12 protein-coding genes are annotated in these 22,294 nt (G+C 42.1%); 5 read left to right on the forward strand and 7 right to left on the reverse strand.

Annotated elements, in window-relative coordinates; translation table 11 throughout:
* Positions 1-8 precede the first annotated feature (8 nt).
* From H8S64_RS08855 to H8S64_RS08865, 3 genes are read left to right on the forward strand one after another with little or no spacing between them, the layout of a single operon-like run.
* Positions 9-1,466 (forward strand): RagB/SusD family nutrient uptake outer membrane protein, encoded by a 1,458-nt coding sequence (locus tag H8S64_RS08855; protein ID WP_186975769.1) that lies wholly within the window; start codon positions 9-11, stop codon positions 1,464-1,466.
* Positions 1,467-1,481: 15 nt separating this feature from the next.
* Positions 1,482-2,366, forward strand: coding sequence for a hypothetical protein (locus H8S64_RS08860; RefSeq protein WP_186975770.1), 885 nt, complete (start codon positions 1,482-1,484; stop codon positions 2,364-2,366).
* A gap of 40 nt (positions 2,367-2,406) precedes the next feature.
* Positions 2,407-5,070 (forward strand): zinc-dependent metalloprotease, encoded by a 2,664-nt coding sequence (locus H8S64_RS08865; RefSeq protein WP_186975771.1) that lies wholly within the window; start codon positions 2,407-2,409, stop codon positions 5,068-5,070.
* A 60-nt stretch (positions 5,071-5,130) separates the two neighbouring features.
* On the opposite strand, the gene H8S64_RS08870 is transcribed toward H8S64_RS08865, so the two are convergent.
* The 7 genes from H8S64_RS08870 to H8S64_RS08900 form a co-directional block, all read right to left on the reverse strand.
* Positions 5,131-7,686, reverse strand: a complete 2,556-nt coding sequence (locus H8S64_RS08870; RefSeq protein ID WP_186975772.1) for a zinc-dependent metalloprotease — start codon at positions 7,684-7,686, stop codon at positions 5,131-5,133.
* A gap of 32 nt (positions 7,687-7,718) precedes the next feature.
* A complete protein-coding gene (locus H8S64_RS08875) occupies positions 7,719-8,627 on the reverse strand; it encodes a hypothetical protein (protein ID WP_186975773.1) in 909 nt (302 codons plus the stop codon).
* 10 nt (positions 8,628-8,637) lie between these two features.
* Entirely contained in the window at positions 8,638-10,077 is a 1,440-nt protein-coding gene (locus H8S64_RS08880; RefSeq protein WP_186975774.1) for a RagB/SusD family nutrient uptake outer membrane protein, read from the reverse strand.
* A 12-nt stretch (positions 10,078-10,089) separates the two neighbouring features.
* Positions 10,090-13,683, reverse strand: coding sequence for a SusC/RagA family TonB-linked outer membrane protein (locus tag H8S64_RS08885; RefSeq protein ID WP_186975775.1), 3,594 nt, complete (start codon positions 13,681-13,683; stop codon positions 10,090-10,092).
* An 80-nt stretch (positions 13,684-13,763) separates the two neighbouring features.
* Positions 13,764-14,870, reverse strand: a complete 1,107-nt coding sequence (locus H8S64_RS08890) for a FecR family protein (RefSeq protein ID WP_186975776.1) — start codon at positions 14,868-14,870, stop codon at positions 13,764-13,766.
* A gap of 231 nt (positions 14,871-15,101) precedes the next feature.
* Positions 15,102-17,888: a sensor histidine kinase gene (locus H8S64_RS22765; RefSeq protein WP_186975777.1), complete on the reverse strand. Its 2,787-nt coding sequence runs from the start codon at positions 17,886-17,888 to the stop codon at positions 15,102-15,104.
* Between the two features lie 93 nt (positions 17,889-17,981).
* On the reverse strand, positions 17,982-18,452 hold the full coding sequence (locus tag H8S64_RS08900) for an RNA polymerase sigma factor (RefSeq protein WP_186975778.1): 471 nt from the start codon (positions 18,450-18,452) through the stop codon (positions 17,982-17,984).
* 279 nt (positions 18,453-18,731) lie between these two features.
* On the opposite strand from H8S64_RS08900, the gene H8S64_RS08905 reads away from it, so the two are divergent.
* Both H8S64_RS08905 and tilS read left to right on the forward strand, forming a co-directional pair.
* The gene (locus H8S64_RS08905) at positions 18,732-20,588 is read left to right on the forward strand and encodes a hypothetical protein (RefSeq protein WP_186975779.1); all 1,857 of its coding nucleotides are present in this window, start codon (positions 18,732-18,734) and stop codon (positions 20,586-20,588) included.
* A gap of 10 nt (positions 20,589-20,598) precedes the next feature.
* Entirely contained in the window at positions 20,599-22,008 is a 1,410-nt protein-coding gene (gene tilS / locus H8S64_RS08910) for a tRNA lysidine(34) synthetase TilS (RefSeq protein ID WP_255469484.1), read from the forward strand.
* Positions 22,009-22,294 lie beyond the last annotated feature (286 nt).

Consider the following 22,294-nt stretch of genomic DNA (forward strand, 5'->3'; position numbering starts at 1 on the left):
AAAGTAACATGAATAAACTATATTACATATTATCGCTGTGTTTCCTTTGGATGGGATGTAGTGATTTCCTTGAATACAAGGATCAAGATAAAATAATACCCCGCGAGTTAAAACACTTTGACGAACTGGTATATGGAGAAATAATAAAGAAAACAAGCGGAAGCGAGATGAAGGCGTTGGATTTTATGACGGATGACATCATGAGTGTTGTCTTACCCATAGAAGGATCATCCAGTAGAAGGGATAGCCGAAGCGAATTTTTCGGTTATTTCACGTGGGCAAAAAACAACCAGTTAGATATGGAACAACGAGAAAGAAATGATAATAACTGGGCGTTTTTCTATAATAAAATCCTGAGATGCAACATTCTGGAAAATGATGTCAGCCAATTCGAGGAAGATCACGACCGGGTAAGAACACGTCTATTAGGAGAACTGACATTCATGCGCGCATTGGCATATTATTACCTAGTAAATATATACGGTGAGCCATACGAAAATAAAGAACAAGCCAAGAAAGCGTTGGGAGTTCCTATTAACACGGCAATCAGTATCGAGAAAAAAGTATATACAAGGGCAAAATTGCAGGAGGTATACGACTTGATTGAAAAAGATCTGCTACAAGCAATCAATTTATTGAAAGCAGGCGATCAAGAAAATTCCATATTCCGACCTAACGTGAACGCGGCTTACCTTTTTCTGTCCAGAATTTATTTGCAGCAGAAAAGGTGGGAGGATGCCAAGAAGATGTCTTCAACCCTAATAACAGAAAGCGGTGCAACGATTGAAACGTTGGAAAACATGTCAAAATATATCGCCAATGGAATAACTTTGTACAATAATTCCAACAAAAGTATTTTATTTTCATGGGGAAGACGTGATAATAGTCCTCTTTCAACATCAACTTCTGAAGCAGGTCATTGGGAAGTCAGCCAAGATTTACGCAATTTATACGTAAAAAAAGATAATGCTGAAGATATTCGGGCTACAGCATTTTTTGATAAATACAAACCCTATTATCCCAAGAAATATTATACTTTCACGAGAAGTTGCAATGATTGGTGTTATCGAATAGAAGAAGCTTATCTAAACCGGGCTGAAGCCTGCATTGAATTAGGTGGAACGGAGAATATCGAACAAGCGATGAGGGATATAAATAGTATTCGCCGTTCACGTATAAAAGGTGACTATGAAAAAAACACGAATGATCCGGAAGAAGCTAGAAAAATTATGCGGGAGGAAAAGAGAATGGAATTTTGTTTCGAGGATTGCAGGTGGTTCGATATTCGCCGTTGGAAAATAGAGATAACTCATAAATTCCAAGACCTAAATGCCCCCTTGGCCGCAGACACCTATATCCTTACAGCCGGAAATCCGAATTACATTTTAAGTCTTCCACTGGACGTTCAAGACAAGAATTTTGAAATTGAGAACTTTGAACGGGTTGAAACCTTAGTTAGCAAATAATTAAAACAGAATACGATGAAATATTATCAATTCTTATTAATCATCATACTTGGTATCAGTTTCTATAATTGTTACGAAGAAGCTCCTATTGTTGCCGAAGAAATTCCTTACAAAAGGGTACAGATGTATGATACAAATTCTACTGACAAGGTATTGAATTTCGTGTCACGATATTACTACAAATACAACCGTTTTTTTATAACAGATCCGGATTCATCTGATTACTTGTACAATTTCAGTTCAAAAAATGAATCCCTTGAATTCAATTACCCGAAGCAGGAGCAAGAGCATTTATGGAAAGGGATTGAAATGATGCAAAAATTAGTACTAGATGCGTATCCCGAAGAATTTATTCGTAAACATTTCCCGTATAGTATTATTCTTGCCGATGATGCCATCGCCGATCCGGCTCTTCTTGAAACAGAAGTTTTATCTTGTATAGGGCGTTACTTCTGCATTTTTTCTATTCAAGATTTGGGACAAATGAGTTTTAATGAAAAAGCCGTAGCCAGTTCAAAGTTACACGAAACATTATGGAGATATATCGGGATGTATGATAAGGGAATCAATATCCCCGATGAATTTTATCAATACGGAGAGTCCTTACTTCTGTACGGTCAACTTATACAGGATGAAAAACTGGAATATTTATATGAAGAGGAAGCTCGTTATGAATTAGGATTTCCCCGCATGTTTTTATTCTATGATATTATTCCCGTGTTTCCGTACAAAGGAGAAGATATCGGCTACTGGATAAGTTTCTTGATCGACACGCCCGATGACGAACTCCAAGTCCTATTAAAAAAATATGAAGTCATGCAAATTAAATACGATCTCTTGACCAAAGCACTGAAAGAGATGGGTATCGATTACAAGAAATTAAGATACACGGAAAAATAAAAGTAAAACACACAATTATATTTTAAATAAATCTTTAATAATGAGAAAACTGTATGTTGTGCTACTAATAGTAGCTCTAGGAGCATCTTGCCTTTTCGCGAACGGGGCAGAACGGAAAAAGAAAAAATCGAAATCCACGGAACAAGTGGAGAAAAAAGAGGAGAAACCGCAGAGTAAGTATGACAAATTCATGAAGAAATCCGGTTTACAAACAATAAAAGGAGAATTTCTTACTTTTCACCGGGAGGGAGAAAAAATTTACATGGAATATCCTGTAAAGAACATGGGGAAAGAAGTTCTTTTGGGTAGTACTCTTTCCAAGGTCGGTAACCCGCAATTCGCGAACGTCGGATACAAAACGAATAACCCTTTACACTTACGTGTGGATTTACAGGATTCAACCGTCGTATTCAGTTTCCCGAACATGCTTGCCGTTTGTACATCGAATGACAAGAATATGCTTCAGGCTCTGGAAAAAAATTACATGGACATGGAATACAAGCGTTTTCCCATGGAAGCGTATAATGCCGATAGTACGGCGGTCATATTTAACGCGACCGATTTATTCAAGAATGATGACGTATCTCCATTTTCAAGGGCTGAAGGTATTAGCATTTCGAAAGGTAAGACCGGAAAACCTTACTTCGGCAAGATGAAAGTATTTGATGACAACGCTTCAATTGAATTATATCAAAATCTCGATCTTTCCATCAATTTCATGATGATGAGTTTCTCGCTCGGTGACATAGCAAGCTGTTCTACCATTTCCATGATCTTGTTACCGGAAGGAAAAATGAAGCCCAGAATCCAAGATTCCCGCATCGGGGTATTCCCTACATACGGGCATAATTTATTAGGATTCTTTAAAATTGATCTGGCTCAGAAGGAAGATGGTTTACGGGGATACGCGCTAGCTAACCGTTGGCGTCTGGAGCCTTCCGATATGGAAGCGTGGAAAAGAGGAGAACTGGTTGAACCGGTGAAGCCGATTGTCTGGTACGTGGATAATACATTCCCCGAAGAATGGAAACCGGCCATTCGTAAAGCTGTTTTAAGGTGGAACCCCGCATTCGAGAAGATCGGGTTCAAAAATGTAATGCAAGTGCATGATTTCCCTGTTAATGATACAACCTTTGACCCGGATAATCTAAAATACTCGTGTATCCGTTATTCTCCTTGCCCTACACCCAATGCGATGGGTCCGAGTTGGGTAGACCCCACCACCGGAGAGATTTTAAATGCTTCCGTGATCGTGTATAATGATATCGTGAAATTGAACAACCAGTGGCGTTTTATCCAAACGGCACAAATCGACCCGCGGGTAAGGGCAAAGAAGATGCCGAAGGAGATCATGGACGAATCCATTGAATACGTGATCGCTCACGAGATAGGACATACATTAGGATTAATGCATAACATGGCTGCCTCAAGTGCCTATCCGGTAGATTCTTTACGTTCCGCTTCATTCACTCAAAAATACGGAACGACTCCTTCCATCATGGACTACGCCCGATACAATTACGTGGCGCAGCCGGGGGATAAAGGGGTAAAATTAACCCCACCGGCTTTGGGCGTTTATGACGAATACGTGATCAAGTGGTTGTACACGCCTATTCCGGAGGCCACGAATATGTGGGAAGAAGTAGAGATTGCCGGACGGTGGATTGACGAGAAAGCAAATGATCCCCGTTTTCGTTATGGACGTCAGCAAATCGACGGACGTTACGATCCTAGCAGCCTCGAGGAAGATTTGGGCGACGATCCAGTTAAAGCCGGGACTTACGGAATAAAAAATCTGAAATATATCCTTTCTCACATGAACGAATGGATTGACGAGAAGGGGGATACCCGTCACCGAAGCGGAATGTACGAAGAAATTCTTAACCAGTATTTCCGTTATTTGGGTAACGTGATGTACCAGATTGGCGGGATTCATTTATCACAGGTAAAAGAAGGCGCCGGTACGATGAAACCGGCACAGCCTTTGCCTCGTTCCGTGCAAAAAAATTCCTTGAATTGGATTTTGCGCGAACTTCGGAATTGTACATGGATTAATGCCCCGGAATTGACTGAAAACTTCGACTTGCACACGAATAGCTCGTCGAAAATAGCTTTAGCTATATCCAAAAGTCTGTTGACAACCATTCCGCAAAATGTTACACTGGCTTCCCACATTGCCAAAGAGAAAGACGCGTACACAATCAGAGAATATTACGATGATTTGTATGCAGGAGTATTTGCCGCGACGATTCAAGGGCGCAAATTGACATTGGAAGACAAAATACTTCAGCGTGCTATTATTGATGCCGCTCTTAAAGAGGTGGAGAAAAGTAAAAAAGGAAATTCCTTTTTCACAGACAAAACGGCGAACGTGTCTTCTTTACCATCCATGGAAGAGATAGAAGCGTATGGGTTAGCTCCCGAACTCAATTTCCCTTTCACCCGTGCACGGTTGATGGACATCGAGGAACAATACGGCAAGGGAAGTGTTGCCGCCATTTGTCTTAAAAAATTCGGGGAAATGGCTCCCATGTTTCAAGATGAAGTAAAAATAAACGTGATTAGTGAAATTCCGGCTTATCAAACCAAGATCCTAAAAAAGACTCAAGCTTTAGTGAAAAGTAAACTTGCTTCCGCTCACAGGGATGATAAAGCACATTATGAACTTTTATTACTTCGTGTCGAGAATATGTTGAAAAATTAATCTCAAAGGGCAAACGCATTTTCACGCGTTTGCCCTTTCTATCACACATATTCACACGGATCAATCAAACAGATAATTCAATTTCAAGACCAATAAACGATAATGTTCACGGGTCTTATCATTTCCCGTATTCGATCTCGCTTTAGCCGTCTGGTAAGCTTTGCGTAAATACTTCATCACCACCGGACGCTTGTTTGTTCTGTCAATTCTCGGGCTCAAAACAATCTCACTCAAAGGATCCACCGGATTAAAACCATGAGATTCACAATACGCGTGGCAACTACAAGTCGTTTCCATAGCGTAATCCGTCAAAGCCTTGCCACTACCCGCACTTTTAAACTCTCCTTTATCCATAAACTCTTTCAAATTATCCACGAAAGAATTTTGAAAAGCCATGTCACACAACCGTAAACTTCCTCCCTTGCGAGAGAACATGTAGTCATAGATAATATTCAAATAATCATCTATCGTGAACACGTTCTTCCCGTCGATCTCGTTCAACTGAAGGCGTCCAAGGAACTCGCGAGTCAACATTTCACTAAAGAATTGCGTTTGTTGCACGTACGGCTTTGCCGTGGGGCCCACTATAGCCGTAACTTTATCATTCACGATCCAGTTAGGCAAATCGTTCAAATTCTTCAACACGAACGTCAAAGCCTCCACCTGTTTATTTTTAGGCACGTATTGATACAATTGCACGTTATTATCATCAAACCCTTTAGGGTTAACGTACATCCCTCCCACGTTTACCATAGCATGGTTCATAAAGCGGAAAAATTGCCCTATAATTTCCTTGTAGGTACCCTCAACAGCCGCATATCCCTCATCATTCACGGCCATCCAATCCACGAAATTAGCCGTAACATACTTCAGATTCTTCAATCCGTAAGTATTCGCCTTGATCACATCATCACTCAAATCCTCGGCTTGAGAACGCGGGTCAAAATTAAACTGGAAAACCTGTTGCCCGTAGAAACACATTTTGTTACCGATTTGCTCTTTAATCCATGCCCGCAAAGTCGCTTTCTCGTCATCCGGACTCTCCACGTTCGCCAATACTTGATAGCCATATTTAATAGCAAACATATCATACTCACCCACTAACGGCGGCGTTAATTTCACCCCTTTCTCCATGTCACCGGGTTGTGCCACGTAATTGAAGCGGGCGTAGTCCATGATGGAAGGAGTCGTACCGTATTTTTGAGTGAATTCGGGATCTCTTAGCTTCTCCACCGGATAGGCTGCCGATGCCCCGAAATTATGCATCAACCCAAGCGTGTGCCCGATCTCGTGTGCCGCCACGTAACGCATTGCTTCCCCCATGTTCTCGTCGGTCATCACCGGACAACGCACGGAAGGATCTACCGCCGCAGTCTGAATCATCCGCCACTTGTTCAACAAAGTCACCACCCCATACCACGAAATCACATCTCCACACAAAATCTCTCCCGAACGGGGATCTATCCAAGAGGGGCCCATGGAATTTTCTCTCGCGGAAGCCACGAAACGATAGCAATTATAATGAATATCATCCGGATCAAAATTAGGATCATCCGTCGGGTAATCTTTCACCACGATCGCGTTCTTAAACCCGATAGCCTCGAAAGCGATATTCCAATCCGCGATACCCAACTTCACGTATTTTCTCCACTTTTCCGGGATAGCCGGATCCACGTACCACACGATCGGTTTTACCGGTTCAACCAACTCTCCCGCCAAATATTTTTCCATATCCTTGGGTTGCAAATCCCAACGATTGATAATCCCGTAACGTTGCAACTGATCCTGATTCTCGTCAAACAAAAAACGGGTTTCCTCAAAAAATCCGACACGCTCATCCGAATAACGGGGAGTCATCGGCTTCTCCGGCAAAATAACAATATTACGAGCCTCGATTGTGGTCAAGGGACCTTCCTTGTCTGTCGTGTAAGTCATCATACTCTTCACGATAACATTATCCTCGAATGCCTTAAACTCCTCGATTCTGGAACGATCACTCTGGAACGTACCCCCGAATGGCACAAACGCACGCACTTCTGCCGGAAGATCCGGAAACGGGGAAAATTCTGCGATAGAAGACAAGAACAACGAAGTTGCATCAATCACGCAGCTACTGGAATCCTTGGATAATACCTCTATTTTAAAGGCCTTCCAAATCGGCGGGTTACTATGTCTTTTGTATGCCTCGTACATCTCCGAATCCTCCTTGCACTCGTACCTCAAATGCGGGAAATGAATATACACCTTATTCTCATCACACGAAAAAGTAATCAATAGCGGATCCCTATTAATGGTTCCCGGATCAATCTGCCACGTGCGACTCGTCGAAGAAACACGAGAACTGATCAAGAAATCCCGGTTCATGATAGCCTTCGGAATCTCCAGATAAATCTTATCCTTCTTCTTGATCACGTTAAACATCCCCTCTTTCACCTCGGCATCCTTCATGAATTTTTCATACTCACTCGTTGACGTGGCTTTCGAAGTGGAGTCTTTCGACTCCACCTGCTCCTTTGCCGCCTTCTTTTTCTTCTTCTTTCCCCACTCTCCACTGGCAGCATTCACACTAGCAACACTAAAACACAGTAAAATAACAATATACAATACTTTATTCATATATACAATCAATTAATCATTAAAAATTACAATTACTTTGCCTTATACATCATCGTACGATAATCAATCCCGAAATCATCTTTCAAAGCCTGATCTAGTACATCATGTGGCTTTTTCAATTTTGCATGATCCGCAATTGCTTTATCTATCGTCTCCTGCGGTGTAGTAAACAAAAATTCAAAGAATTTCTCCAAATAACCCGATTTACTGGAAGACGAAGCGTACCCCCATTCCTCTACAGGATAGGGAGCAAAGTAATAAGTCCAATTCCCCGTTGGATAGCCTCTTTCCCAAACTAGATTAATATCTGCAGTATCTTTTTTTGTTGCATCCGGAATAGGGAGCCACCAATTCTCTTTCTTGTTAAATTCATCATCTGTCGGGTAAAGATAAAACTCCTCCGGCACCTTCCAATCTATCTTTTTAGTACAATAATCCAAAAAAGTTTTATTCCAATTTCTCGAGAGGATTTCTTTTTCTTTCTCGCTCTTGTTCAACATCCCGTCATTCACCAAAAAAGCGATATAATATGTTGTCGTATATATATCCACCTCTTTATCCGTATTAAGATTCTTGATTGAGTCAGCCAAAATAATTATATTCGGAAACATATCATTTTTAACCTCATCACTATATCCATTAAGAAACATTTCTTCCAAAAATTGCAATCTTTTTAAAAGCGACTCTTGATCTTGCGGAGGCTGAACCATATTCACGTCATGCTTCGACTGGAAATTAAACATATAATCGCCGGGGAGCGGATCCAAAATTATTATTTTGTTATACTTGTAATAATATTGAGAAATATATTTCACAACCGGATCCGTTGACGTCGTATCGTAAACTCTCCCGTATGCCACATAATCGGCATGAATTGTTTCATCATCAAAACATCCGATAAACAACAGCCCGCACAATAAAAACATTAATATTTTTTTCATGACTATCCTTTTATTTAGTTTTGGTTTCAACTCGTTTCGGTTGTTCTATTTCAAAATTACGACGTTGAATATCTAAAGGCAACGGTAACACGTAATTCGGACTTTCCGCTTCTAAAATATAAGTAAAATAAGTTCCGTCCATGCTGAAGTTATAAAATCTATGTTCTACCTCCAATCCCCAACGCCGAATATCAAACCAACGCATATCTTCAAAACAAAACTCTTTACGTTTTTCATTACGCAAATGCGTTCTGGCATCATCCACATTCGTAGCATCCAAATGCCCAACCTCTTCCTCCAAGCGTCTAGAATACACTTCATTTATATCTTTCATTCCCAGTTCCCATTCACCTTTCTCTATATACGCCTCAGCCCGATTAAAATAAAACTCTTCAACCCGGTAATTCATATCTTCACATCCGGATTCTTGAGATCTATATTTTTGAATATGCTGTTTATTCCCATCCCAAGAAACATTCGAGTATTTACGTATATCATTACTCGCAAACAAAGCAACTAAATCCTCTGACACGCAATATCTACCACTACTATATTCAGAGACAGACATTCCGGGGTAAGCATCCCGATTTAGCCAAGAAAAAATCAGACTGTTATTATTTTTATTCAACATAGGATTAGTACTGGAATTATAAGTCAACATCTCCTCCACGGAAATAATAGTTCGAGTTGTTTCTTTTAAGGCATCATTACATACAGTAATCACATCATCATATTTTCTCTGTTCCAAATAAATACGCGACAAAAACAAACGAATGACATCTTTATTCGCACGAAAAATAGTATGCTTTTGTTCACCTTTCTCTAAATTTTGCAAAGCATTTTTCAGATCTACTTCCATCAACTCATAAACCTCCTGCAATGTAGATCTCGTATACAGCTTATCTTTAATACTTGTCTCCTTATTAATAGGCACCCCCATTGCTGTTTTTGCTTGTTCTGCACTACGATAAGGCTCCCCGTACATATTTACCAGATACCAGTAAGACATCGCCCGAAGAGCCTGTACCTCTCCCAACAAACGCAATTTTACTCCTTCCGGATCATTTTCAAACTCATCAACATCTCGTTCTATAATATTACACATTAACACCTTATGATAAAAATGTTCCCAAGCGGGATCAATCTTTTCATCTCCTTTAGGGGTAATCTGGGATTCTTTTGCCCACCCATACCAACTCTGATAGGTTTCACGATTATCTGTCGTTCGATCTCCTATCCATGAAGGAACGAACGTTCCAAAATCATCACTCATAATCCAGAGATTATGACATGACGCACCCACATATTTTTGTGTTAATTCTCCCGCAATCAATTCACTATATTGATCTAATTCACCCGGGATTACTTTATCATTATCCTTGTAGTCAAGAAAATCACTACAAGAAGTACACATAAAGTATAAAGAAATTATATATATTACTTGCTTCATCTCTGATTTTGGTTAAAAGGTTACACTCATTGTAAACGAATACGTTTGTCTAGGAGGAATTGTCCCCGACCCCATTGTCACTTGTTCCGGATCACGTCCTTGTAATCCTTTCGGTTTAATCACAAACGGATTGCTCACGGCTAAACTCATCGATAATGATTTCAAATACAGTTTTCGAGCTAAATCACTATTAAATGAATAGGACAACGATATGGAACGACAACGTAAAAAGTTTCCAGAAACCACACGCATATCCGCATTATTATACATTTGCCAATAATTCGACGACACACTATTCATTATATCAGTCTTATTTATTGGATTGTCACTATTTCTATACATTTTGGATACCGAATAGAATTCATCCGTCAAAGCGGGAATATTCGTGTGTTTTTCATCACCTGGCTTCCTCCAACGTTTCACGAAATCAGACCCCATATTCTGACCGGGATAAGGTAATTTAAAATTACTCCCTTGGTACAAATCATTCAAACGAATCTTAGAACCAATGGATAACGCAAATATCGTATTAAGACTTAAACTCCTGTAACGAAATCCCATGGTTAAACCTCCCGTAAGATCCGCTTCACGTTTTCCACTATATGCTAGAGCCGATTTTAGTGCTTGTTCTTGAGTTGTAATAGTTACATTCCCCTCCGCATCATGATCTTCCAATCCCAAGTAAGTCGGAATTCCATTTTCGTCCAATCCCCCGAAACGATAAGAATAGAATGAATTTAACGCATAGCCGTCTCTTACTAGCGTACCGCTTAAATATTCTGCATAAGTCACACTTTGAGTAGCGGTAGTCGCCACCTCATTATACGCTTTACTAGTGTTGAATGTTAAGCGCCATTCGAAATCTCTAGTTTTAATCGGAGTAGCAGATAAAGATAAATCCCATCCTTTATTTTTTAAATCTCCCCCGTTAATTGTTACTGATTTTGCCCCGTTCGTACTTGTCACCTCCAAGTACAATAATTGATCCTTACTTTTTTTATCCCAATACTCAAAAGAACCGGAAAGCTTTCCCTTAAACAAATCAAAATCAACCCCAATATTAAAAGAATTTGTCTTTTCCCATTTCAACCCCTCGTTCGGCAAGGAATTAAGAGATGCCGTATACTCCTCTGAATTCGAGTCAAAAGACCCCAAAGAGATAATCATATTGGGATTATGAGCATCTGTCACGTTTGCTTGAATACCAAAAGAAGAGCGGATTGCGATATTGGAAAGCACATCTAACACAGGTTCCATAAAGTATTCATCCGTAATATTCCAACGACCCGATACAGACCATATTGGTAAGAAACGAGCTTGTTCTCCTAATTTATTGGAACCTTCACCACGGATATTGGCACTCATCACGTATTTACCTTTATATGCATAAGAAAAAGAACCGTAATAAGCAATATTATTATTCGTGGCATCCGTAAGCCTAGGTTTCATCTCTATCATTGCTTGAGAAGCATTTCTCCAATCATCCATTTTTTCTATGGCCACAAACTTCTTCCCACGTCCCGGTAAATAACCCCATTCTTCTTTTATATAACCTTTTGCTTTTTGAGATTGCATATCCAGACCTGCCATAAAAGACAGACTATGCGTATCATTAAACAATTTATTCATACTGAAAGAAACACGGGCTGTAAAAGAATCCGCACCATTATTGCTTGTATTCAATATACCGCCATAAGGAATCAGGCACTCTTTATCTTTATAATTTTCCAAATTTTCGCCTAACAGATTTTTATCGTACCCATAAGGTAATTTACGATAAGTTGAAACCCTATGGGTACGTTCATCATACCAATCTTCACTGTCCGTGGTACCGGTATTATAAGACAACACGGCATTAGCAGACAACCAAGAAGCAAATTTATAATCTAACGTGATATTCGTATTGATACTTCTGGCTTTATCTTGCGATCCGGAATATTGCAATTCGTTGAACACATTATAAAGTAAAGGGACATTATTATACCCTTTCTCGTAATCATAGAAAAACAAACTTCCATTCTCATTATATGCCGGAATAGCCCGAGAAGTATTATAGGCATATTGGAACAAATCTACAGTAGGACGGTCTGTCGTTGAAATACTGGCACCCAACATAACCGTAGCATGGAAGCGATCCGATATTCTAAACCCTAAATTAGACATAAAACTGAAACGCTCCGCCTGTTCCTGCAGCGGAGCTCCTTGTTGATTGGAATACCCGGCAGAAAAATAAAAATCGACCCGTTCACTTGCTCCAGAAACAGACAACGTGTGCTGATGACTGAACGAATTACGGAACAACAAATCGAACCAATCCGTATTCATTTCTTTCATTTTTTGCACTTCTTTAGAAAATTGATTCTGATCAATCTTTCGATTAAGCCATTGATACAAAGCTCCCTCGAAACCTGCATTGGTAGGAGAAAAACCATCAAATTCTAAACCTCTATTATAAATTTCTTCGGAAACCTCCATTCTTTCCTTAGAATTCATCAAAAATAAATTATCATAACTCGGTCTTTCAATAAAACTCATTGAAGTACTGTAACGCACGGCTGGAGGCCCCGGCTTTCCTCTTTTCGTGGTAATTACTATAACACCGTTAGCTGCTTTCGTACCATAAAGAGCAGTAGCCGAAGCATCCTTTAACACATCAATTCGATCAATATCTTCCGGATTTAATCCAGAAATGGCATTACCTATTAAGTTTACTTGATCCATACTGTTCAATTCTGAAGCATCCAATGGTACAGGATCCTGTAAAACCACACCATCCAACACCCACACTGGCTCGCGATTTCCAATAATAGTCGAAGAACCGCGGATACGAATCTTAGGTGCTGCTCCCACGGTGGAAGTCATCTGCATCACGGACATCCCCGGAACTTTACCTTGCAACATTTGATCTATCGAAGTTCCGACTGGTTCAATAAAATCTTCTGCTTTCAGTGTAACAATAGATGAAGTCGATTCTCTCTTTTTCACCGTTTGGAATCCGGTAATAACCACCTCATCCATCTCATTCACAACCTCCTTCAGCACCACCGTTATCGGGGCATCTGACTCGACTAGCACAGATTTTGCCTCCATCCCGACGAAAGAGAAAAGCAACACGCTATTCTCGGAAACTTTAATCTGAAAATTACCATTTGCATCAGTAGCGGTACCCGTCACGGTTCCCTTGATAATCACGGAAACTCCGGGAACAGGTTGTCCCTGCTCGTCCTTCACGACACCTTTCGCCACGATTGACTTATCTTTCTGCACCTCTTTGATCGTGATCAGATTCCCTTCCACCTTGTAAGACAGCTCCGTATCCTTGAAAGCCTCGTCAAGCACTTGTGAAACGGTGGCTTTTTTCAAGTTCATCGTCACCTTCTTCTTGCAGGCATCAATCACTGCCGTGGAATACACCAAACGATAATCATGCTTCTTGATAATTTCCAAGATTTCTTTCACGGTTGCATCTTTCACGTTAATGTCTATCGCTTTTCCCGTTTGCTGTGCAAAAAGCGGAAAGCTAAAACACAAGACTAAAAGACATAACAAACCTTGGAGGGGAATTTTTTTGACATGACTTCCCCAGAAATCAGACATTTTTTTCATACATTTGTAAATTAGAATTTAACATTAATGCCTCTTCGGGCATTGGGACAGAGCGGGTGTTGGTAGCACTCGCTTTTCCTTTATTTATACACAATCACTGTTTTCTCGTTTATTTTAAATTTCACGTTACCGACTTCTGAAATCACATCCAAAATCTTATCGACTTGGGCGTATTTGTCAATGCTCACGAAATATTTCTCCCGCTTGGCGTCCGGATTCTCGTAAAACACGTTGAAACCGTACCAATTCGCCAACTTATCCAATATCTGCTCCAACTCCACGTCCCGGAAATAAAACATATTGTCTTTCCACGAGATAATGGCATCCATATCCATGACATCCACCACGTTTATCACGTCCCCGGCTACCGCTTGCTGGAAAGGTTTCAATATCACGCTCGTCCCGTCACGGCTCACTTCCACCCGTCCTTCCACCAGCGTTGTTTCAATCACCCGACCGGACGAAGCCTTCACGTTAAAATGTGTACCCAACACCCGGATATCACCATTTCCCGTGTGAACAATAAAAGGATGCCGGTCGTCCTTCTCCACCTCCAAGTAAATCTCGCCCCTCTCCAGATAAATATCACGGGTTGCCCCGGCAAAGGTTACCGGGAACCTTAACCGTGTTTCCTCGTTAAACCACACTCTTGTACCGTCAGCCAAAGAAACATGGTATTCACCGCCTTTAGGTACTTCCACGGTATTGTAAACGAGCGTTTCCTCTTCTTCCACTACTTGATTCTTCTCGTATGCCAATTCGTTTCCCCGGTTCACGGCATGAAGCGTGATTTGTTCCTCCTTGACTTCACGCCCCAGATTCACCACTTTCCCGTCATCCAGAATCAACCGGGGTTGCTTGCGCTCCGGTGCCGGTAAAGTTTTTTCAACTTGTGCCACAACTACCGCGGGAGATTGTTTCTCTTTATCTAACAGGAAATACACGGCTATCGCCAACGGCAATATCAAAATCGCCGCGTAACGTGCCACTACCATGAACCGCCGAGGACGTTTCCTCACGTTCATGATTCGCTCGTGTAATTCCCGGCTTGTTGCTCTTGCTTTCATCTGCCGGTAGTCCTTGTCGCTGATATTCAATCTTGCCCGTATCTCCTCCAACCGCCGGGCATCTTCCCCAGACAGGCAATCAAAAATATCTTTTGTTATTAATTTCTTCAGTTCTTCCATTATCTATTTCGTCTTTCTAAACATGATACACATCAGAAAGAAAAATGTATGAACAAAAACGCCAATTTTAACACACATTAACTAATAACACGAGAAAACGAAAAGATTAAACGGGAAGCGTTCCCCTTGGCATATAACAGGTAAACACGGGCAAGTCAGTATCATAGCAGACATAGCTACTTGCTCCCGGCTTTCCGCGGGGATACTAGATTTTCTAAAAAGTACGCATTTTTATTGACTTACCGCATGAGTAAACCAGAAACGGGAACCTTTGCCCGGTTCCGATTCCACCCCGATGCGACCGCCCAATTGCTCGACAATACTCTTGCAAATAGAAAGTCCCAATCCCGTGCCGTGAACAAAGGTATTCAACTTCACGAAACGATCGAATATGTTTTTCTGTTTTTCCGGTTCAATACCAATTCCCGTATCCCGAACGGCAAATTCAATCTCTTTGCCTATCCTCCGGCAACTGACCACGATCTCGCCCGAAGAGGTGAACTTAAAAGCATTATTCACGAAATTGGATATAATCTGGTGAATACGATTCTTATCACTATATATATGACAATTCTCCGGACAAGGCTCAAAACGGAGTACAACACCCGCCGGAACCTTGACTTGCAGGGAAGCCACCACGTCCTCGCACAAGGGATTTATCTCGATATCACCGCACACCATCTCGAAAGTACCCGCTTCTATCTTGGACAAATCCAATATATCGGAAATCAATTGCAGGAGCAGTTCATTGTTCTCCTCCACGATACTGATATACTGTTGCTTTTCCGACTCATCCTGCGCGTAAGCCAACAAATTGGAGAACCCGACGATTGCATTCAACGGGGTACGAATCTCGTGACTCATATTCGCGAGGAAAGCAGATTTCAACCGATCAGACTCTTCCGCCCGATCCCTTGCCTTAATCAATTTCATCTCGGTTTCCTTCAAATCCGTGATATCGTAATTGATGCATATCATCTCGATCATACCGTCTTGTGGACGATAATCCCGCACAAGCACGTTCACGCAAGTCCACGTGTAACTGCCGTCTTCCCTTAATATCCTGACATCTTTACGGATGTACGACATTTCGCCCCGTATCACCTTATCCCAGAAATCAAGTACCACGGCACGATCTTCCGGGTGGAAATGACCGTGTACCCGAATAATCTGCTGTAACGGGGTTCCTCGTTCCTCTCCCACGTTCCGGTACCAGCTATCCAACGCATACCCCTCTCTTGTCAACACGTTGAAATGAGCGTATCCCACTTTGGCATAATCACCGACCAACGTGAAGAAATCTTTAAATTCTTTAATCTGGTTATACGCTTTTGTCGCTTCTGTCCGATCCACGCTAATCAAAAGATAATTTGTCAAGTTACCTGCGGCATCGTAAAGCGTGGTTATCCGTGTCAATAAATTGAGGATACCAGTCTTGGAAGTTTGATACATTTCACCAATTTTGGAAAAGTCGTAATCTATCGAAAAATCGGCACTTTCCCTTCTCCTCAATTTATCTTTTACCTCCTCGGGAATCATCGGATTTTTAAACAGGTTAATGCCTAGAACAGCTTCTTTCGAGTCCAAACCGAATATTTCCAAGTCTTTGTCATTCACGTCCTCGAGAATCCCGTTTCTATTGTACAATTCGATAGCCACGGGAATATTCTTGTATATGTTCCGTAATAACCGTTCACTCCGGTCCAACGCCTCGTGAGCCTTGAAAGTATCTGTCATGTCGGAGAACATCAGCACCACTTCATCCTTGCAAGGAGAATACATCACGGAATGAAAATATTTATCGACTCCCGACCGGTAGTAATTTATCTCTCTCGGACCTTCTCCTTTCACCACGCTTTCCAAGTCAGTTATATGCTCTTGTATATCTTCTTCGTCCACTTCACTTGCCAGTCTGCCGATCCATCGCTCGTCCTTGAGATTGTACAAGTAACGGGCCATATTATTAGAGTCTATAAAGCGATAATCTTTCACCCGCCCTTGTTCATCGTACACCATTCGCATCCGCACGTATCCCACCGGCATATGGCGATATAGATTATCCAAGTATTCTTTCTCCACCTGAGCTTTAATCTCGGACTTCCGGAACTCCATGCAAATACCCACGATATTTACCAAAGAGGCAAACCACTGGTAATCCTCGTTTCTCCACACGTGGGGTTTATCCAATATATCCACACCCGCGTACCCGGACACCCCGTTTCTGGATATCATCGGGACAACCATGCAAGATTTCACCCCTTGTTCCATGAGACGCGTTTTCTCAGCTGTAGCTTCTTCCGGCAATTCGTCCAAGTTTGTCAAAATAATAGGGGATGCTTTTTGTGCCAGTTGCTCCGTCCACCAAGGTATTTCACACATGGGGAAATCCTCCATGTAATCTTTTTTCTTGAAAGACTTGTAACTTCCCGCCTCGTAACTGCAAGTCTGTGTTTTCTTTTCCCAATCGTACTCTATGATATAGGTACATCCCTCCGGGTAATATTGCATGATATCTCCCAGAATCTTGTTCACGACACCGCTCAGGTCGTCCGAACGCAACAAGGATAATAAAGAACGGGATATGCTGTTTTGCTGCACAAACAGGTTATTCACCCGTTGCAAGGCAGTGGTACTCGTGTCCATACTTTCCGGTACATCCAGACATTCCATGAAGCCAAAAGTTCTCATGAATCCCTCTTCATCCACCTCCTTGGAACACAGTTTAACCCGAAGCCAGATAATTTCACCATGAACTTCCACCGGGTACACTTGATCATACACGTTCTGAGTTTTACCGAAAACAAATTCATTTACCGTGCGCAAACGGTAATCCTCCCGAATGAAACCCCGAAAATCCTCGAAACTGATAACGCCGTCTTCTCCCAAGCCAAACAAATCACGAATGAACTCGGAACACACGTAGCACTGTCTTTTAAAATCCGCCTCCCACCAACCCATCCGGGCTTTCTTCATCAACTCGGGGACACGAGCATCACTAAACCGATCCTTGCTATCCACTTTATATCATTTTTAATTCTTAGTAAACAAACACCTAACGTCACAAAAATAGCAAAATATCAAGCAGCAATCTCTTTTCGGACAAAAATAAAATCAAATTTCATTTTTCAATGCCTGACGAATTTTAGCGTAGGCTTCCTTTTTATAATGCCGTACCGTGTTGTACTCCATATCAATCTGTTCTGCAATCTCTTTCGTGGAATATCCCTGTAAGGCCAATTCAAGAATCCGCCGTTCTTTCTTGGGTAAACGGGCGATCAACTCGTACATATAGTCATGCGTATCGATAACTGCGAACTCGGTCATCAACTCCGGTGGTGTTTCCGTGTAAACGGGACGAACGTTACGCAGGAAATTAAGGCACAGGTTCTTCACCGTGGAATAAAGATACGAACGCTGTTCCGCCTCATTCCGTTCGGCCATAATACGGTCATACCCGTTCACGAATGCCTGATGAACGATATCCTCCGCCTCTTCCGGACAATATCGGGCAGCGTAAACACGCAATTCTGGTTTCAATTTGCAATATAACCGTGCAATTATCTTATCTCTATCCTCTGTCATATGTACCGATCCCACGTGAATTTCAAGCCTTCCGCCATCTAGCAGCGGAATGGAAATAAACCTTCGTTTATTAATAGTCTGTTTCGAGAGAATCCAAGATTATCCGTATCGTTGTAATTATTCCCGTATTACCATGATAATAAGCAAGAAATAAAAAAACACTAATTTTGGTATTTGTGTGTGATTATTACTATTTTTGAGCGTCAATAAACGAACCTTTAATGATATTCCTCAAATTATACCTACTTTTGCCTCATAATTAAGAAAACCGTTTTGATAATGAAATATATCTGCTTGATTACAACTCTTTCTTGTATCATATTTTGTTCTTGCCGGGATACATCCCCGCGTTTGGAGTATGCTTTGCAAGCCAGTGAAGCCAACCGGGCGGAACTGGAAAAAGTACTGAAACACTATTCCCAAAATCCCGAAGACAGTCTAAAACTGCAAGCAGCCCTATTTCTTATAGAAAACATGCCGGAACATTTCTCTTATAGCGGGCAATTTCTTCAGGATTTCAAGCAAATAGTCGACACTACGATACAAGATTACCTGTTGAAAAAAGTGATTCTCATGCAACCCGCCCGTTACTCACGTTCACGGCAGCAACTACAAATAGAAGCGGACATCAAGCACGTGCAAGCGGATTACCTTATATATAATATAGACAAAGCATTCGAACAATGGACTACCCGCCCGTGGCTGGAAGGAATATCTTTCGAGGACTTTCTGGAATACCTTCTTCCCTATCGTATCGGCAACGAAACGTTGGATTACTGGCGGGATTCACTTGCCCCGGAACAGGAAAAATACATACGGGAAGCTATACAATACTTCGACGACCGCAAATTCTCCGTCTACAACATCAGCAAACAAGTCAGCGACCATACCTTGTCCTACAAAACCAACACGGGTTCCGTGGCAAACATTCCATTCACTATCTCGGAATGTGTATTTACCAGCCGACTGGAATTACTGGCATTCCGCATGGCGGGTATTCCCGCTGCCATTGACCACGTGCCTTGCTGGGCGGACATGAACGGTTTTCACGAGTGGACGGTAGTCATCGATCCCAAGAAACTGGATATATTGCACGGGCAACTGGAAACCAAAAACGCCCCGAAAGTATTCCGTCGCACTTACGCCGTGAATGAAATTCCGAAACCCGAAGGGGATGAATACATTCCACCTTTTTTCCGCGACCCGTTTAACCGGGATGTTACCCGTAAATATCAAGCGACATCCGACGTGACCGTGAAAGCGGATATTCCCGGTCGCTGCCATTCGATACACCACGCCTATCTCGCCATTTTCAACAATCGCCAACTGCGTATCGTCGATTGGAGTAAAGTAAAACGAAATAAGGCGGTCTTCCGTGACCTCGGGCGAAACATCATTTATTTCCCCGTCTATTTTGAAAACGAGCGCCAGAAGAACTTTTCTTATCCTTTCATTCTCCGCGCAAATGGCACAACCACCTCTTTACAACCGGACAAAGCACACTTGCAGACCGTAAAACTCACCCGAAAATACCCGTTACACAGTAATAAGGTATATCATGGGAACGCGCTCGTCGGGGCTAATTTCAGATGTTCCAACGATGCCTCGTTCAAAACTTCCCGACTCGTGTATCGCGTAGACCGAAACCCTAACATGTACCCGGTAATCGTTCCCGTGGACACGACACAAAAATACCGTTACTGGCTGTTCGACCACACGAAAATGGCAGAACTCTCCGAGTGGACCTTCAAGGATAACAAGGGGAATGTCATCCGGGGAAAAGGCATCGATCCGATCGGCGAAAGTTCAAGGACAGACAACATCTTTGACGGTAACGCCCTCAGTTACGGGCGTCTTTCCCGACAATTCATGATTGATTTCGGCGAACCCGTCAGTATCTCGGAAATGCATTACTTGCCCCGGAACGACGCGAACGGCATCTATCCCGGCAACGAATACGAACTTTTTTACTTTGACCGGGACGGTTGGCAATCGCTTGGCAGCAAAATAGCCGAGGGATATGAAATCGAGTTTGACGCGGTTCCTTCCAATGCGGTCTATTGGCTTCAAAACCACACAACTGGCAAAGAAGAACGCGTTTTCACCATACAGGACGGCAAACAACGTTTCTGGTAAAAAACTTGCCATGCAAGAAAAAAATCCGCCCTCGTTATTTGAATGTCGGGAAAAATGGCTAATTTTAGGGGAATCATTAAATGGAAAGGTTATGTTGGACACGATAAAAAAATTCCTGAAGGAACATGATATTGATGAAAAAGCGGGATTCATCATCACCGTCAGCGGTGGTGCCGATTCCATCACACTGCTTCACGCGTTCAAGTACTTGAATTTAAGAATACACGCCTTGCACTGCAATTTCAATCTCCGGGGCAAGGAGTCCAATATGGACGAGCAATTCGTGAAACGCTTTTGTGAAACTTACGGGATTCCCATGAGCGTGAAACGTTTTGAAACGCGGGAATACGCCCAGAAAAAAGGCATCAGCATAGAAATGGCGGCACGCGAATTACGCTACGCGTGGTTCGAGGAAATGCGGCTGAAGAAAAAAATGGATTACATCGTCGTGGGACACCATGCCGACGATTTGGCAGAAACACTCTTCATTAATATATGCCGCGGAACCGGAATAAAAGGATTAACGGGTATTCGTCCCGTCAAGGATAAAATACTGCGTCCTCTCCTGTCCCGCTCGCGGGAAGAGATTATTGCGTACATAGAGCAAAACCAGCTCGGTTACCGTACCGACTCGACGAACAATTCCCTCGATTACGTGCGGAATAAAATCCGCCACCTGATTATTCCCGTCTGCAAGGAAATCAATCCTTCCTTCCTCAACACCGTGCAGGAAAATTGCAACACGCTGAAAGAGGTGGAACAAATCTACAAGTACGGCATCGACTGCCTGAAAGCAAACATCGTCAGTGAAGAAAACGGCGAAATACTTATTGACATCCAAAAGACAATGGCATCGCCCGCCCCCTACACGTTCCTGTTCGAATTTCTAAGACCTTACGGGTTCAACGCCACCCAAATAGAAGATATACTCCATAGCAACGAAGCCATCCCCGGCAAGCAATTCGAAGCGGGAGAATACCTGCTCACGAAAGGCAGAGTGTACTGGCGGCTTTTCAACATTCTGGAAAAAGAAGAAGAACGCACGCTTCTGGCAGACAGCGGGGAATATCACCTCGACGATTACACTTTCACGCTCGGGGAACAAGAGATTGACAATTCATTCCAAGTCCCGCAAGATTCCGAAATCGGATGCTTCGACCTCGACAAAATCACGTATCCCCTAGTCTTACGCCACTGGTCGACAGGCGATTGGTTCTGTCCTCTCGGCATGAAACGCAGCAAGAAAAAACTGAGTGACCTCTTCACTGACCTAAAATTCAGTGCCAAACAGAAAAAAGAATGCCTCATCCTCCAATCCGGCAAAGACATTATCTGGGTAGTAGGCCACCGCATCGACGACCGGTACAAAGTCTCTCCCGCGACGAAAAGGGTATTGACTGTAAAAAGGGATACCAAATGAGTTCATAAAGTTTATAAGGTTCATAAAGTTTATAAAGTAACAGGTGTCCTTCGGACAGAGTTTAACGGCAGCCCACGCTGCCGTAGACACAAAACCTTATGAACCTTATGAACTTTACAAACCTTATAAACTAAAAAAAAGAGGCATAAGCCTCTTTTTTTTTAACACACTAACAATAAATTTACTACACTTATAAAAGCAAAAAACATTTCCTTTCATTGCAGGGACAAAGATACAAATCTAAAACGTTTGCGCAAACTTTTTTCACAAAAAAAACGTTCGCGTA

It is taken from the genome of Butyricimonas hominis, from assembly GCF_014287455.1.
Classification (GTDB): Bacteria; Bacteroidota; Bacteroidia; order Bacteroidales; family Marinifilaceae; genus Butyricimonas; species Butyricimonas muris.